Genomic DNA, 13,224 nt, shown 5'->3' with positions numbered 1-13,224 from the left:
CCGGAGGGCTCAGCGGCGGTGCACGTCGACGAGGTCGCACACGAAGACGAGCGACTCGCCGGGGGCGATCACGGGCGGGGCGCCGTGGTCCCCGTAAGCCAGGTGGGCGGGGATCTCGAGGCGGCGACGGCCGCCGACCCGCATGCCCTGGACGCCCTGGTCCCAGCCGGCGATGACCTGGCCGACGCCGAGCTGGAAGCGCAGCGGCTCGCCGCGGTTCCAGGACGCGTCGAACTCCTCACCGCTGCCGTGGGAGACGCCCACGTAGTGCACGTCGACGACGTCGCCGCGGCGGGCCTCCTCGCCCTCCCCCTCGATCTCGTCGATCACGACGAGCTCCGTCGGGGTGTCCGTGCCGGGGAACTCGATCTCGGGCTTGCTGCGGTCCATGGGGTTCCTTTCGAAGGGGTGGGGCCGGGGTCAGGACCCGGCGGGGGCGGTCGCGCCGAGGATGTCGGCGACGAAGATGAGGGTCTCCTCGGCCAGCTCGTTGTCCTGGCCTCCGTAGGCCTCCGCGGGCGGGATCACGAGCAGGACCTGGCTGCCGACGGTCTTGCCGACCAGGCTCTCGTCCCAGCCGGTGATGACCTGGCCCTGACCGAGCGTGAAGCCGAACGGTGCGCCGCGGGCCCACGAGGAGTCGAACTGGGTGCCGTCGGAGAGCTTCCAGCCCGTGTAGTGCATCGCGAGCGCGTCACCGGCGGCCGTCTCCGCGCCCGTGCCGACGATCGTGACCGCCTGGGCGGTCGTGTCGGGCACGGCCATGTCGGGGGTGCCGCTCAGCGCAGGGGCGCCGTCGTCGGCGAGGGTGAAGGCGGGCATGCCCTCCGGTACGGGCTGCGGGGCGCCCTCGGCGCGCGTGAGCGCCTTGGAGACGATGTCGGAGACCTGGATGACGTCGTAGGAGGCGCCGGACTGGCTGCGCACGGAGCCGAGCATCGCGATGCGGCTGCCGATCGTGGCGCTCTGCAGGAACGCGGCGGTGTCCTTGTCGGTGCCCTCTCCGTTCACGGCGAGATAGCTCGCGGGCGCGCCCTGCCACGAGGACTGGAGCGTCGAGCCGTCCGCCGCGTTGACGAGCATGGTCTGCAGCGCGAGCATGTCGCGCTCGCCGATCGCGTCGCCGTCGCCCGGGGTGACGATGCGCGAGGCCGTGCTCGTGAAGCTCAGCGGGGCGGTGAAGCTGACGGTGGGCTCGGCGCCCGGCTCGCCGCCGAAGGTGACCTGGGACAGCACGTCGCCGTCCGAGCCGGCGGAGGTCGAGGCGGCGTCGTCTGCGCCCTCGCTCCCGCACGCGGCGAGGCCGAGGGCGGCGCCGGCGGCGAGAGCGGAGCTGAGCAGGGTCCGGCGACGGATCACGGAGAGGGCCTTTCGGTGGTGGGCGGGCCGGGACAGACTACGCGGGGACCCTGACGGTCCGGCGGGAGCAGGAGGGGTCAGGCGGTGGCGCGGATCTCGGCGAGGAGGGCGTCGACCGCCTCCGACGCCGTCGCGAAGGGGTCGAGCACCTGCACCGGCATGGCGCCCGCGCGGGCGAGGCGCATCGTGGTCCAGTCGACGACGTGGTCGACCCCCAGGTCCTGGGCGGCCGTGACCACCTGCCCGCGCAGGTGCGCGCGGGTCGTGGCGGGGGCGGTCGTGCGGGCCCGGTCGATGCGGTCCTCGTCGAGCACGGAGGGGGCGCCCCCGCGGCGCTGGAGCGCGTAGAAGAGCCCGTGCTCGGGGTCGATGTCGTGGTAGGCGAGGTCGAGGCGCTGGATCTGCGCGGAGTCGAGGGTGAGGCCTCGGCGCTCGGCGGTCGTCGTGAGCAGGCGCTGCTTGATGGCCCAGTCGAGATGGGTCGCGGCCCAGGAGAGGTCGCCCGTCTCGACGTCCGAGAGCGCGCGCTCCCAGGTCGCGAGCACCTCGGCGTCGGCGTCGTCGGCCACCGCGCGCACCTGGTCGAGGCAGCGGTGCTGGATCTCGAGGGCGGTCATGGTCCGGCCGTCGGCCAGGGCCACGGGCGCCCGGCCCGTGAGGTCGCGCGAGACGGCGCGGATCGCGGCGATCGGGTCGGCCAGGCGCAGGTCCTGCAGGGTGCGGCCGGACTCGATGAGGCGCAGCACGAGGTCGGTCGTGGCAAAGCGCAGCCACGTCGAGACCTCGGACATCGTCGAGTCGCCGACGATCACGTGCAGGCGGCGGAAGCGGGTCGCGTCGCCGTGTGGCTCGTCGCGCGTGTTGATGATGGGGCGCGTGCGGGTGGTGGCCGAGGACACCGCCTCCCACATGTGGTCGCTGCGGCGCGAGAACACGAAGCGGGCTCCGTCGTCGTCCCGCACCACGCCGCCGGCGCCCGTGATCATCTGGCGGGTGATGAGGAAGGGCAGCAGGTGCTGGGGCAGCCGGGTGAACTCGCCCCGCCGGTCCACGAGGTAGTTCTCGTGGCTGCCGAAGGAGTTGCCCGCGGAGTCGACGTTGTTCTTGAGCAGGTGGATCCGGGCGTCCTCGCCGCGCGCGGCGAGGGCCTCGTTGGCCTGATGCGCGTAGTCGGCGAAGATCCGCTCGCCCGCGCGGTCCTGCGCGACGAGGTCCCACCAGTCGTCGCACTCGGCGGTCGCGTACTCCGGGTGGGAGCCGACGTCGAGGTAGAGCCGGGCGGCGTTGCGCAGGAACACGTTCGAGGAGCGGCCCATCGCGACCACGGGGCGGAACAGCTCGCGCGCGGCCGCCTCGGGCTCGAGCGCCCGCTGGCCGTCCGCACGCACGCACACGAGCCCGTACTCGGTCTCCAGACCTCCGACGCGACGCTTCATCGGCTCACTGGCCGCCCTTCTGGACGAAGGACCGCACGAAGGTCTCGGCGTTGGACTCCAGCACGGAGTCGATCTCGTCGAGCAGGTCGTCGCTCGCCTGGGCGGAGGCGAAGGTCTGGCCGGCGCCCGCGGCGAGGTCGCCGGTCTCCTCGTCGTCGCCGGGGCCGGGGCCGTTCAGGGACTGCTGGGTCATGACTGCTCCTCGTGTCGGGGGTGGTGGATGGAGGGCGGGTCCGCGACGGCGCGACGCAGGGCGGCGAGCACCGTGTCGGGGTCGGACGAGGGGTCGATGCCGTGCTCCGTGCACCAGTCGGCGCTCCCCAGGAGCGGGTCGGCCAGGCGCAGCCGGGCTCCGCTCGTGGCGCCCGCGAGGGTGAGGACGTCCCAGCCGGCGGAGGTGACGGCGTCGGGATGGGCCGCGATGAGCGCGCCGCGCAGGTGGGCGCGCGTGGTCGCGGGCGGCTCGTGGACGGCCCGCGCGACCTCCTCGTCTGCCACGAGGGTGCGGACGGATCCCCCCGCGCGCAGCCGTGCGTACAGGCTGCGCTCGGGGCGCAGGTCGGAGAACTGCAGGTCGATCATCATCAGGCGCGGGTCGTCCCAGGTGAGGCCGTGGCGCTGGCGGTAGCCGTCGAGCAGGGTGAGCTTGGCGGCCCACTCGACGCGATCGGCGGCACGGCGCGGGTCCTCCGCGAGCAGGTCGAGCAGCTCGGTCCACTGGGCGAGGACGTCGGCGGTCTCCGGGTCCGACCGGTCGGCGTGCGCCGCGATCGCCTCGGCGTAGCGACGCTGGATCTGGAGCGCCGTGAGCTGCTCGCCGTCGGTCGTGGCGACCGTGACGCGCAGCGTCGGGTCGTGGCTGACGGCGTGCACGGCCTCGACGGGGTCGGCGAGCGAGATCCGCGGGAGGATCGCCGTCCCGTCCCGGTGCTCGGCCTCGAGCGCCGCGAGCACGAGGCTCGTGATGCCGAGCTTGAGGTAGGTGGCGGTCTCGACCAGGGTCGCGTCGCCGATGATGACGTGCAGGCGCCGGTGGCGCCGGGCGTCGGCATGGGGCTCGTCGCGCGAGTTGACGATCGGGCGGTTCAGGGTCGTCTCGAGACCGACCTCGGCCTCGAAGAAGTCGGCGCGCGAGGAGATCTGGAAGCCGGGCTGCTGCCCGCGGGTGCCGATCCCCACCCGGCCCGAGCCCGTGATCACGGCGCGCGTCGCGAAGAACGGGACGAGCGCCTCGACGACGCCCCCGAAGGGGATGTCGCGGTCGAGCAGGTAGTTCTCGTGGGTGCCGTACGAGGCGCCCTTGGAGTCGGTGTTGTTCTTGTACAGCACGACCGAGGGCACGCGCTCGGCGGCGTCGAGTCGGCGCATCGCCTCGACCGCGATGAGCTCGCCCGCGCGGTCGTAGACGAGACCCTCGCGGGCCGACGTGACCTCGGGCGAGGAGTACTCGGGGTGGGCGTGGTCGACGTAGAGGCGGGCGCCGTTGGAGAGCACGGCGTTGCCGACCGAGCGGCGCACGGCCCAGGCCAGGATCGCCGAGTCGTCGCCCTCGGGCGCCTCCTCGCGGGCCGGGAGCGGCGCGTCGGCGTCCACGCTGGGCACGTCCATCATCGGCACGTGCGCGTCGCGCACCTGGTCGGTGAGCTGGGTGGGGTGCGCGGCGGCGCGCGTCAGCTCGAAGCCGCGGGCGTCCCGCAGGGGCGTCTCGTCGCCGTAGTCCCAGCGCACGCGGCGACCGCGGCGGGCGGGGTCGTCGCCGAGCAGCGCGTAGGCGCCGACCGCGAGGTGGGAGAGCATGATCGCCGACGTCGCGGCCGGCTCGGCGCGCTGGGCGGCGTCGGCGTGCAGCACCCCGAACTCCGTCTCGATGCCCATCACACGGCGCGTCGTGAGGCGGGCGTCGGACCGCGGCTCAGGCATCGATCGTCTCCGCGTCGCTCGAGGCGCCCACGCCGGGCAGCTCGTCGAGGGCGCCGTGCAGCGGCGCCACCTGCTCGACGCGGCGGCCGCGCCGCCCGGAGATACGCGCCCAGTCGTCCGGGTGGGCGCCCGAGGGCAGGTCCTCGTTCTCGGCGAACTCGTCCTCGACGGCGGCGCGCAGGTGGGCTCCGGAGATCCCGGCCACGCCCGTGGCGAGGAAGTCCTTGACCGCGTTCTTCTTCGCCCGGTCGACGATGTTGCGCAGGGTAGCGCCGGAGACGAAGTCCTTGAAGTGCAGGACCTCGCTGCTCCCGTCGGAGTAGTCCAGGCGCACGAAGGCGGTCGCGGGTCCGTCGGCGTAGATCAGCTCGATCGCGAGGTCGAGCAGCGCCGTCGCGTCCTCGCGCAACGGGACCCGCTCGTCGAGGTAGAGGGCGAGGATCTCGCGGGCCGCGCCCGCGTCGGGGCGGCGCACGCGGACCTTCACGTCGAGGCGGCCGGGGCGCAGGATCGCCGGGTCGATCATGTCCTCGCGGTTGGAGGCGCCGATCACGATCACGTTCTCGAGGCTCTCGACGCCGTCAATCTCGGCGAGCAGCTGGGGCACGATCGTCGTCTCGACGTCGCTCGAGACGCCCGTGCCGCGCGTGCGGAACAGCGACTCCATCTCGTCGAAGAACACCACGACGGGGTTGCCGGCGCTCGCCCGCTCGCGGGCGCGCTCGAACACGAGCCGGATGGACCGCTCGGTCTCGCCGACGTACTTGTTGAGCAGCTCGGGGCCCTTGACGTTGAGGAAGTAGCTGCCGCGCAGCGCCTCGGCGGCGTCGACCCCGCGCGCCTCGGCGGAGCGGACCGCGAGCTCGTGGGCGACGGCCTTGGCGATCATCGTCTTGCCGCATCCGGGCGGGCCGTACAGCAGCACGCCCTTGGGCGGGCGCAGCCCGTACTCGCGGTACAGGCCCTGGTGGAGGAACGGCAGCTCGACGGCGTCGCGGATGGTCTCGATCTGCTCGGCCAGGCCGCCGATGTCCTCGAAGGAGATGTCCGGGATCTGCTCGAGCACGAGGTCGGTGATCTCGGCGCGCTCGATCTCCTCGAGCACCATCTGGGACTTGAGGTCGACGAGCACGTGGTCGCCGGGGTGCAGGGACACGTCGGCGAGCTCGCCCGAGCGCCGCAGGGCTCGCTGGTCCTCGCTCGCGACCTGGACCAGGACGCGACCGTCGGGCAGATCCTCGAGCACGGTCACGACGCTCCCGGCGTCCTGCCGGGCGACGGCCTCGACCGCGACGAGCGACTCGTTCAGCCGCAGCTCGGTGCCGGGCACGAGCGCGGGCAGGTCGAGCTCGGCGCTCGTCGCGATGCGCAGGCGCCGGCCGTTGTGCAGCACGTCGACCGTGGTCCCCTCGGCTGCGCGCAGGAACGTCGCGTACGAGTTGGGCGGGTCGCCGATGCGCTCGAGGTCGGACCGCAGCTGCACGATCTGGGCACGCGCCGAGCGGAGGCTCGCAACCAGGCGGTCGTTCTGCGCGGCGTACTTCTCCAGCTCGGTGGTCAGGTCCTGATAGGTCTTCACGATGCTCATTCTTCGACGATGATGTGCGGGATGGGGGCGGCGTGTCTCAGCGGTCGCGGCCCTGGCGGATGTCGCGCAGGGCCCGCTTGACCTTGCGGGGGGTTACGCCCCGCTCCCCCAGGTCCTCCGCGGTCCAGGTCGTGTCCGAGCCGCCGAAGCCGTCGTTGTCGGGGTGGGCGAGCTCCTCGGCGAGCTGGGAGCCGGGGGCGGGGCGCCGGCTGCGGGTGAGCGCCTGGACGCCGTGGGCGGCACGGCGCGCGGTCAGCAGGAACCCCGTGTGCGCGTTCATGCGGTGCTCGGGGCGCACGGCGAGCCCTTCGAGGTGCCACGGCCGCACGAACGACTCCCACGCGGACGGCTCGGTGAACTCGCCGTGGTCGCGCAGGGCCTCGGCGGTGCGCGAGAGCTGGGTGACCGTGGCGACGTAGGCGAGGAACACCCCGCCCGAGACGAGCGCCGTCGCGGCGGCGTCGACGCACTCCCACGGGGCGAGCATGTCGAGCACGACGCGGTCGGCGCACGGGCCGTCGGCGGCGAGCTCGAGGGCGGTGTCCTGGAAGTCGCCGAGGCTCAGGGTCCACGCGGGGTGCGGTCCGCCGAAGTAGGTCTCGACGTTCTCGCGGGCGACCTCGGCGAACTCGCCGCGGCGCTCGATCGAGTGCACGCTGCCGTCCGGGCCGACGGCGCGCAGCAGCGCGGTGGTCAGGCCGCCCGAGCCGACGCCGGCCTCGAGCACGCGGGCGCCGGGGAAGATGTCCCCCCACATGAGGATCTGGGCGCTGTCCTTGGGGTAGATGATCGCGGCGCCGCGCGGCATCGACAGCATGTAGTCGCTGTAGAGGGGGCGCAGCGCCTGGTACCGGGTGCCCTGGGAGTCCTCGACGACGGTGCCGTCCTCCGCGCCGATCAGCAGGTCGTGGTGGAGCACGCCGCGATGGCTGTGGAACTGGCCGCCGTCCTTGAGGGTGATCGTGTGCAGCCGGTTCTTGGCGTCGGCGAGCTGGACCTTGTCGCCGACGACGAAGGGTCCGGTGCGGTCGAGGCGGGGGCCGACAGGCGCGGTCTCGGGCGACGCGAGGGTCGTCTCCGCGGCGGCGCCCGGGGCGGTCGCGGCGGACGGGTGCGAGGGGTCGCCGGCAGGTGAGGTCATGCTCACCAGTCTAGGTGCGCGGCGCGGACGAGGCGGCGGCGCTCATCTCGTGGCAGAACGCGCTCGCGCCCGGCTCGGGGCGCGCCCCCCTCCCGCCGCCGTCAGCGCTGCTGGAGGTGGCGGGCGAGGTCGTCGGGGCTCAGCAGGCCCCGCGGGCGGCCCTGTGCGTCGACCAGGAGGCGCAGGGAGCGCGGGTCGTCCATCACCTGCTCGACGAGCAGCGCCCCCGCGATGTCGGCGGGCACCGCGACCACGCGGCCGATGCCGCGGCTCACGGCGCCGACGGGCGTGGCGCCGCGCGCGGCCGGGGGCACGGAGGCGAGCGCGGTCGGGTCGAGCGCCCGGCCCTGGCCGTCGGGGTCGAGGACCAGCACGGCTCCGGGGTCGATGCCGGCGGGCAGCTCGGACAGCGCAGTGCCCGAGGGCACGACGAGCACCGGGCGGGCGAGGCTCGTCGGATCGAGCTCCTGCATGCGCCCCTCGAGGCGGGCTCCGCGCAGCGCGGCGGTCGCACCCTGCCACAGGGTCGTGCCGATGATCACGGCCCACACGAGCAGCAGCAGGTCCACCGAGCCGGGGCTGCGGGCGAGGCGGACGAGCGGGATCACGAGCACGGCGACGGCGATGGCGCGTCCGATCCAGGCGGTGATGCGGGTGCCGAGCGCGGGGCGGCGCAGCACGCCGCCCAGGATGGCCTCGACGGCCCGTCCGCCGTCCATGGGCAGGCCGGGAAGGAGGTTGAAGATCGCGAGCCCCCAGTTGAGGATGCCCCCGTAGGCGACGAACACCGCGAGCGCCGGCTGGGCCGCGACGAGGGGGCCGAGCGCGGTCGCGAGCAGCGCGAGCACGGCGTTGGTCGCGGGGCCGGCGAGCGAGACGACGGCGGAGGCGAAGGACCCCATCGCCCCGGCCCGGTACTGGGTGTGCCCGCCCCACAGGGTCAGCGCGATGTGCTCGACGCGAGCGCCGAAGGCGTGGGCGGTCAGCGCGTGCGCGGCCTCGTGGAGCAGGACCGAGACGATCACGAACACCCCGATGAGCACGGCCACGGTCAGGGCCGTCGTCGGGCCCAGGTCGCCCCGGGCCGCGAGCGCGGGGTACACGATGACCGCGAGCAGGGCGACCGTGACGAGGGTGCCCCCGGAGACCTGGATCGGCGGCAGGGCCCCGATCCTCAGGGTGGGAGCACTCATGGACGGACCCTTCTCGAGACGGCGGCGGACGCGACGGCGGAGCGCCGCGCGTCGGCGCGGCGAGCATAGCCGTGCCGTCCGGGAGGATCCCGGGGGCGCGCCCTGCGGGCCTATGATGACCGGGTCGGATCGCGCCCGTGCGCGACGGATGGAGGCGTGAGAAGGGATGCAGATGCCAGGTGCGGACGGCTCGGACCACTCCGGCCACCCGGATCCCCAGGACGTGCCGACCCCCGCGGACGACGCCCGCTCCTCGCCCGGTCGCATCGCGGTCGCGGCGTTCAGCGGCTGGAACGATGCGGGCGAGGCGGCGACCGGGGCGATCGAGCACCTGCTCGAGGTCTGGCCCCACCGTCATCTCGCGACCGTCGCCTCCGAGGAGTACGTCGACTTCCAGGTCAACCGTCCTCTGCTCACCACGCGCGAGGACGGCACCCGGGTGATCGAATGGCCCGACACCGAGCTCGACCTGGTGACGCCGCCGCGCGGACCGGAGATCGTCGTGGTCCGCGGGCCGGAGCCCTCGACCCGGTGGCGCACCTTCTGCGCCGAGGTGATCGAGCTGCTGATCCGCCACGACGTGTCGACGGTCGTCACGCTCGGCGCGCTGCTCGCCGACGCCCCGCACACGCGTCCCCTGCCGGTGTCGTCGTCCGACGAGCCGGATCTGGACGAGCCCGCGGGCGAGGACGCCTACGAGGGGCCGATCGGGGTGCCCTCGGTGCTCGGCCGGATGGCGGTGACCGCGCAGCTGCGGGCCGTCACGGTGTGGGCGCAGGTCCCCCACTACGTCTCGCAGAATCCCTCGCCCAAGGCGGTGCTCGCGCTCGTGCGGGAGCTCCAGCGCGAGATCGCCTCCCCCGTCCCGCTCGGCGACCTCGAGGAGGAGGCCGCGGCGTGGCAGCGCGGCGTCGACGAGCTCGCCCGCACCGATCCCGACGTCGCCGAGTACGTGCAGCGGCTCGAGCGCGCGCAGGACGCGGCCGAGCTCCCGGACGCGACGGGCGACGCGATCGCCCGCGAGTTCGAGCAATTCCTGCGGCGCCGCCGCGACGAGGAGTGAGGTCGCCGCACCGCGCGGTGACAGATGGTCCGCCTCAGGCGGTGGCCAGCGCGATGCCGAAGAGGGCGTCGAGCGCGGCGGCCACGTCCTCGGCGGCCTGCGTGCCCGTCTGCCGCGGCCCGGCGGCGGAGCCCGAGCGCACCCGCTCGGCCCACGCGTCGAGGATGCGCAGGGCGCGCGGGGTGTCGAGGTCGTCGCGCAGCGCGTCGCGCAGCTGCTCGACGACGGTCGCGTCCGCGGCGCCCTCCGCGGCGGCCGCCGCCCGGTAGGCGTCGAGCCGGAGCTGGGCGGTGACGAGCTCGTCGTCGGTCCACTCCCAGTCGCTGCGGTAGTGGTGGGCCATGAGCACCAGGCGGATCGCCATCGGGTCGACGCCCGCGGCGACCAGTCGGGAGACGAACACGAGGTTGCCGAGGGACTTGCTCATCTTCTCGCCCTCGTAGGCGACCATGCCGGCGTGCGGGTAGACGGTCGCGAAGCCCGAGCCGAGCGCGGCGGCATGGGAGGCGCTCATGTCGTGGTGGGGGAAGATCAGGTCGCTGCCGCCGGTCTGCACGTCGAAGGGCAGGCCGAGCCCCTCCTCGGCGATCGACACGCACTCGACGTGCCAGCCCGGGCGTCCCCGGCCCAGCACCGGGGCGTCCCACGACGGCTCGCCCTCGCGGGCGGCGCGCCACAGGAGCGGGTCGAAGGCGTCGCGCTTGCCGGCCCGCTCGGGGTCCCCGCCGCGGTCGGCGAAGACCGCCGCCATCTGCTCGCGGTCCCATCCGCACACGTCGCCGAGGGTGCCGTCGATCGAGAGGTCGTGGTACCAGTCGTCGCCCTCGGCCTCGGGCGTCGGGACCTGGTAGGCGCGGCCGCGCTCGACGATGCGGGTGACGGTCGCGACGATCTCGTCCATCGCCTCGGAGACGGAGCGGTAGGTGTCGGGAGCGATGATCCGCAGCGCCTCCATGTCGCCGGCGAACAGCTCGGACTGCTCACGGGCGAGGTCCTCCCAGTGCACGCCGTCGCGGTCGGCGCGCTCGAACAGAGGGTCGTCGACGTCGGTCACGTTCTCGGCGAACGAGACCTCGAGGCCGGTGTCGAGGCAGGCCCGGCGCATGAGGTCGGCCGCGTGGTAGGTCGCGGCGTGGCCGAGGTGGGTCGAGTCGTAGGGGGTGATGCCGCACACGTAGAGCCGGGCGTGGCCCTCGACGAGCGGTCTCACCTCGCGCACCTCACCGGTGCGGGTGTCGTGCAGGCGCGGCAGCCTTCCGCTCGCGGGAAGGGGCTCGACGGCAGGGCTGGTCCAGGCGATCACCGGTCGATCCTAGCCGTCGGCGGACTCAGGACGTCGAGCCGGCCAGCGGGTCGATCACGCCGCTGCCGAGCAGCACGAGCAGCAGCACCCCGGCGGCGACCCGGTAGATCACGAACACGGCGAGCGAGCGGTGCTCGATGAAGCGCATGAACCAGGCGATCACGGCGTAGCCCACGCCGAAGGAGACGACGGTCGCGACCAGGATCGCGACGAGCGAGGGCTCCCCGGCGGCGGCCGCCGCGGCCCGACCGTCGGCGCTCAGCAGCGGCGGGACCTCCTGGTAGGCCTTGTAGAGCCCCGAGGCGAACACGGCGGGCACGGCCAGCAGGAAGGCGTACCGGGTCGCGGCGGGGCGCTCGTAGCCGAGCAGGCGGCCCGCGGTGATGGTGCCGCCCGAGCGCGAGACGCCCGGGATCAGCGCGAGCGCCTGCGCGAAGCCGAACAGCACGCCGTCGCGCACGGTCAGGTCGGTGAGCTCCTTCTTCTGGGGCGCGAAGCGGTCCGCGGCGCCGAGCAGGAGTCCGAAGGCGATGAGCATCACGGCGGTGATGTACAGGTTGCGCAGGGAGTGGTCGATCTGGTCCTCGAAGAGGAGGCCGAGCACCCCGATGGGGATCGAGCCGATGATGACGAGCCAGCCCATGCGCACGTCGGGGTCCGACTGCGGGAGGCGGCCGACGAGCGCCCGGCACCAGCGCGAGATGATGCGCACGATGTCGCGCCAGAAGTACAGGAGCACGGCGGTCTCCGTGCCCAGCTGGATGATCGCGGTGAAGGCGGCGCCGGGCTCGCGGCCCGGCATCAGCAGCTCGCCGACGACGCGCAGGTGCGCGCTCGAGGAGATGGGGAGGAACTCGGTCAGGCCCTGGACGAGGCCGAGCAGGACGGCGGTGAGGAGGGTCATGGGCGATCAGCGCTGGTCGTCGTCGTCCTCGTCGTCGAAGTCGTCATCGTCCTCGAGCTCGTCGTCGTCGAGGTCGTCGTCCTCGTCGTCCAGATCGTCGAAGTCGTCGAACTCGTCGTCGTCCTCCTCATCGTCCTCGTCGTCGCCGTCGAAGACGATCAGGGGGGTCGCCACGTCGTACGCCTCGAAGAGGGCGTCGTCGTAGGCGTCGAACGCGGTCGTCAGCTGCTCGGTCGCCGCGTCGAGCGCGGGGTCGTCGTCCCCGCGCGAGGCGGCGCTCGCCTCGTAGTGGCGCTCGAGGGCGTTGATCAGGGCTGCGAGGGCGGTCCGCGGATCCGTGTTCATGGTGGGAAACCTACCCCGTCGGGGCGCACAATGGACAGCCACCGCACCCGTCGTCGGGAAAAGGAGACCCCCGCTCGTGACCTCGTCACCTCAGCGCTACCCGCGCGCCGCCGTCCAGGTCCTCTCCTCGCCCTCCGGCATGCCGGATCTGCCGGTCGAGAAGGGCCGCACCTCGGAGGACTACGAGTACCAGATCGTGACGATCCCCCGCCGGGAGTCCCTCGCGTCGGTGCGCTCGAACCTCGCCGAGCAGGCCGAGTACGGGCGCTGGGAGCTCGCCCGGACACGGGTGTACATCGGCGGCGAGAAGAAGGTGTGGCTGCGCCGGAGGATCATCCGGGTGCGCTCGACGCTCGACGCCGTCGACCTGTTCTGAGATCGGCGCGGCCGCTGCCGGTCAACGCCCGCGGCGCAGCATCCGGGGGTAGAGCAGCTGCAGGCCGAGCGCGAGCACGAGCAGGGCGCCGCCTGCGATCGCGGCCGCCCCGAGCCCGAGCACGAAGCCGAAGATGAGCACGGCCACTCCCACCAGCAGGAGGGCGAGCAGCACGAGGGCCACCCGCACGACCCGGTTGGCGGCATCGACGATCTCGTCCTTCTCCAGGCGGCGGAACAGGGCGCGGTGCACGCTCACGGGCGTCAGCAGCAGCGCGACGATGACGAGCGCGAGCACGAGCAGGCCCAGGTACCAGCCGACCTCGAAGGCGTCGAGCTGGTCGAAGCGCGACTGGAAGGGCAGCACGATCAGGAAGGCGGCGAGGATCTGCGAGCTGGTCTGGAGGACCCGGATCTCCTGCAGCAGCTCGTTCCAGTTCCGGTCCAGCTGGACGGACCGGGGCTCGTCGCGCTCGTAGTGCGGCGGCGGGGCCGCGGCGTCGCGGCGGGCGTCCTCGCTCCCGCGGTCGTCATGGGATGCCATGGCGGCCAGTGTAGGGAGGCCCTCGCTCGTCCACAGCGTGCCCGCGCGGACGG

14 protein-coding genes are annotated in these 13,224 nt (G+C 73.5%); 2 read left to right on the top strand and 12 right to left on the bottom strand.

All coding sequences use genetic code 11. The features are described from left to right. Nucleotides 1–9: 9 nt before the first annotated feature. The 8 genes from BRM3_RS11910 to BRM3_RS11875 all read right to left on the bottom strand — a co-directional run bounded on the left by BRM3_RS11910 (nucleotide 10) and on the right by BRM3_RS11875 (nucleotide 8,637). Nucleotides 10–390 (bottom strand): FKBP-type peptidyl-prolyl cis-trans isomerase, encoded by a 381-nt coding sequence (locus tag BRM3_RS11910; RefSeq protein WP_263593518.1) that lies wholly within the window; start codon nucleotides 388–390, stop codon nucleotides 10–12. 30 nt (nucleotides 391–420) lie between these two features. After that, on the bottom strand, nucleotides 421–1,359 hold the full coding sequence (locus tag BRM3_RS11905; protein ID WP_263593517.1) for an FKBP-type peptidyl-prolyl cis-trans isomerase: 939 nt from the start codon (nucleotides 1,357–1,359) through the stop codon (nucleotides 421–423). Between the two features lie 77 nt (nucleotides 1,360–1,436). Next, nucleotides 1,437–2,795, bottom strand: coding sequence for a Pup--protein ligase (gene pafA, locus BRM3_RS11900; RefSeq protein WP_263593516.1), 1,359 nt, complete (start codon nucleotides 2,793–2,795; stop codon nucleotides 1,437–1,439). Nucleotides 2,796–2,799: 4 nt separating this feature from the next. Beyond that, complete coding sequence (locus BRM3_RS11895; RefSeq protein ID WP_263593515.1) at nucleotides 2,800–2,988, bottom strand: ubiquitin-like protein Pup; 189 nt, start codon at nucleotides 2,986–2,988, stop codon at nucleotides 2,800–2,802. Then, the gene (gene dop / locus BRM3_RS11890; RefSeq protein ID WP_263593514.1) at nucleotides 2,985–4,715 is read right to left on the bottom strand and encodes a depupylase/deamidase Dop; all 1,731 of its coding nucleotides are present in this window, start codon (nucleotides 4,713–4,715) and stop codon (nucleotides 2,985–2,987) included. Before dop ends, BRM3_RS11895 begins: the two co-directional genes overlap by 4 nt. Then, nucleotides 4,708–6,303, bottom strand: a complete 1,596-nt coding sequence (arc, locus tag BRM3_RS11885; protein WP_263593513.1) for a proteasome ATPase — start codon at nucleotides 6,301–6,303, stop codon at nucleotides 4,708–4,710. The genes dop and arc overlap by 8 nt, the downstream gene beginning before the upstream one ends. Before the next feature lie 37 nt (nucleotides 6,304–6,340). Further along, a complete protein-coding gene (locus tag BRM3_RS11880) occupies nucleotides 6,341–7,444 on the bottom strand; it encodes a tRNA (adenine-N1)-methyltransferase (RefSeq protein WP_263593512.1) in 1,104 nt (367 codons plus the stop codon). Nucleotides 7,445–7,545: 101 nt separating this feature from the next. Further along, nucleotides 7,546–8,637, bottom strand: coding sequence for a site-2 protease family protein (locus BRM3_RS11875; protein WP_263593511.1), 1,092 nt, complete (start codon nucleotides 8,635–8,637; stop codon nucleotides 7,546–7,548). A gap of 172 nt (nucleotides 8,638–8,809) precedes the next feature. Between BRM3_RS11875 and BRM3_RS11870 the strand changes: the two genes are divergently transcribed. After that, on the top strand, nucleotides 8,810–9,700 hold the full coding sequence (locus BRM3_RS11870; RefSeq protein ID WP_263593510.1) for a PAC2 family protein: 891 nt from the start codon (nucleotides 8,810–8,812) through the stop codon (nucleotides 9,698–9,700). A 34-nt stretch (nucleotides 9,701–9,734) separates the two neighbouring features. On the opposite strand, the gene mshC is transcribed toward BRM3_RS11870, so the two are convergent. The 3 genes from mshC to BRM3_RS11855 are packed head-to-tail and all read right to left on the bottom strand — an operon-like array spanning nucleotide 9,735 to nucleotide 12,252. Next, nucleotides 9,735–11,003 carry a cysteine--1-D-myo-inosityl 2-amino-2-deoxy-alpha-D-glucopyranoside ligase gene (gene mshC, locus BRM3_RS11865; protein WP_263593509.1) on the bottom strand — a complete coding sequence of 423 codons (1,269 nt, stop codon included), beginning with the start codon at nucleotides 11,001–11,003 and terminating at the stop codon, nucleotides 9,735–9,737. A gap of 25 nt (nucleotides 11,004–11,028) precedes the next feature. Then, nucleotides 11,029–11,907, bottom strand: coding sequence for an undecaprenyl-diphosphate phosphatase (locus BRM3_RS11860; protein WP_263593508.1), 879 nt, complete (start codon nucleotides 11,905–11,907; stop codon nucleotides 11,029–11,031). 6 nt (nucleotides 11,908–11,913) lie between these two features. Then, complete coding sequence (locus BRM3_RS11855; RefSeq protein WP_263593507.1) at nucleotides 11,914–12,252, bottom strand: DNA primase; 339 nt, start codon at nucleotides 12,250–12,252, stop codon at nucleotides 11,914–11,916. 139 nt (nucleotides 12,253–12,391) lie between these two features. On the opposite strand from BRM3_RS11855, the gene BRM3_RS11850 reads away from it, so the two are divergent. After that, complete coding sequence (locus BRM3_RS11850; RefSeq protein WP_263595457.1) at nucleotides 12,392–12,628, top strand: DUF5703 family protein; 237 nt, start codon at nucleotides 12,392–12,394, stop codon at nucleotides 12,626–12,628. 21 nt (nucleotides 12,629–12,649) lie between these two features. On the opposite strand, the gene BRM3_RS11845 is transcribed toward BRM3_RS11850, so the two are convergent. Further along, entirely contained in the window at nucleotides 12,650–13,171 is a 522-nt protein-coding gene (locus BRM3_RS11845; RefSeq protein WP_263593506.1) for a DUF6328 family protein, read from the bottom strand. Between the last annotated feature and the right edge of the window lie 53 nt (nucleotides 13,172–13,224).

Origin of the sequence: Brachybacterium huguangmaarense (genome assembly GCF_025725725.1) — a bacterium.
GTDB lineage: Bacteria > Actinomycetota > Actinomycetes > Actinomycetales > Dermabacteraceae > Brachybacterium > Brachybacterium huguangmaarense.
This window is presented reverse-complemented; position numbering and strand designations above follow the sequence as displayed.

Excerpts from the sequence above, each read along its gene's own strand:
- BRM3_RS11860 (WP_263593508.1), bottom strand. The coding sequence starts at position 11,907 with ATGACCCTCCTCACCGCCGTCCTGCTCGGCCTCGTCCAGGGCCTGACC.
- BRM3_RS11855 (WP_263593507.1), bottom strand. The coding sequence starts at position 12,252 with ATGAACACGGATCCGCGGACCGCCCTCGCAGCCCTGATCAACGCCCTC.
- BRM3_RS11845 (WP_263593506.1), bottom strand. The coding sequence starts at position 13,171 with ATGGCATCCCATGACGACCGCGGGAGCGAGGACGCCCGCCGCGACGCC.
- BRM3_RS11910 (WP_263593518.1), bottom strand. The coding sequence starts at position 390 with ATGGACCGCAGCAAGCCCGAGATCGAGTTCCCCGGCACGGACACCCCG.
- BRM3_RS11895 (WP_263593515.1), bottom strand. The coding sequence starts at position 2,988 with ATGACCCAGCAGTCCCTGAACGGCCCCGGCCCCGGCGACGACGAGGAG.
- arc (WP_263593513.1), bottom strand. The coding sequence starts at position 6,303 with ATGAGCATCGTGAAGACCTATCAGGACCTGACCACCGAGCTGGAGAAG.
- BRM3_RS11870 (WP_263593510.1), top strand. The coding sequence starts at position 8,810 with ATGCCAGGTGCGGACGGCTCGGACCACTCCGGCCACCCGGATCCCCAG.
- dop (WP_263593514.1), bottom strand. The coding sequence starts at position 4,715 with ATGCCTGAGCCGCGGTCCGACGCCCGCCTCACGACGCGCCGTGTGATG.
- BRM3_RS11875 (WP_263593511.1), bottom strand. The coding sequence starts at position 8,637 with ATGAGTGCTCCCACCCTGAGGATCGGGGCCCTGCCGCCGATCCAGGTC.
- BRM3_RS11880 (WP_263593512.1), bottom strand. The coding sequence starts at position 7,444 with ATGACCTCACCTGCCGGCGACCCCTCGCACCCGTCCGCCGCGACCGCC.
- pafA (WP_263593516.1), bottom strand. The coding sequence starts at position 2,795 with ATGAAGCGTCGCGTCGGAGGTCTGGAGACCGAGTACGGGCTCGTGTGC.
- BRM3_RS11850 (WP_263595457.1), top strand. The coding sequence starts at position 12,392 with ATGCCGGATCTGCCGGTCGAGAAGGGCCGCACCTCGGAGGACTACGAG.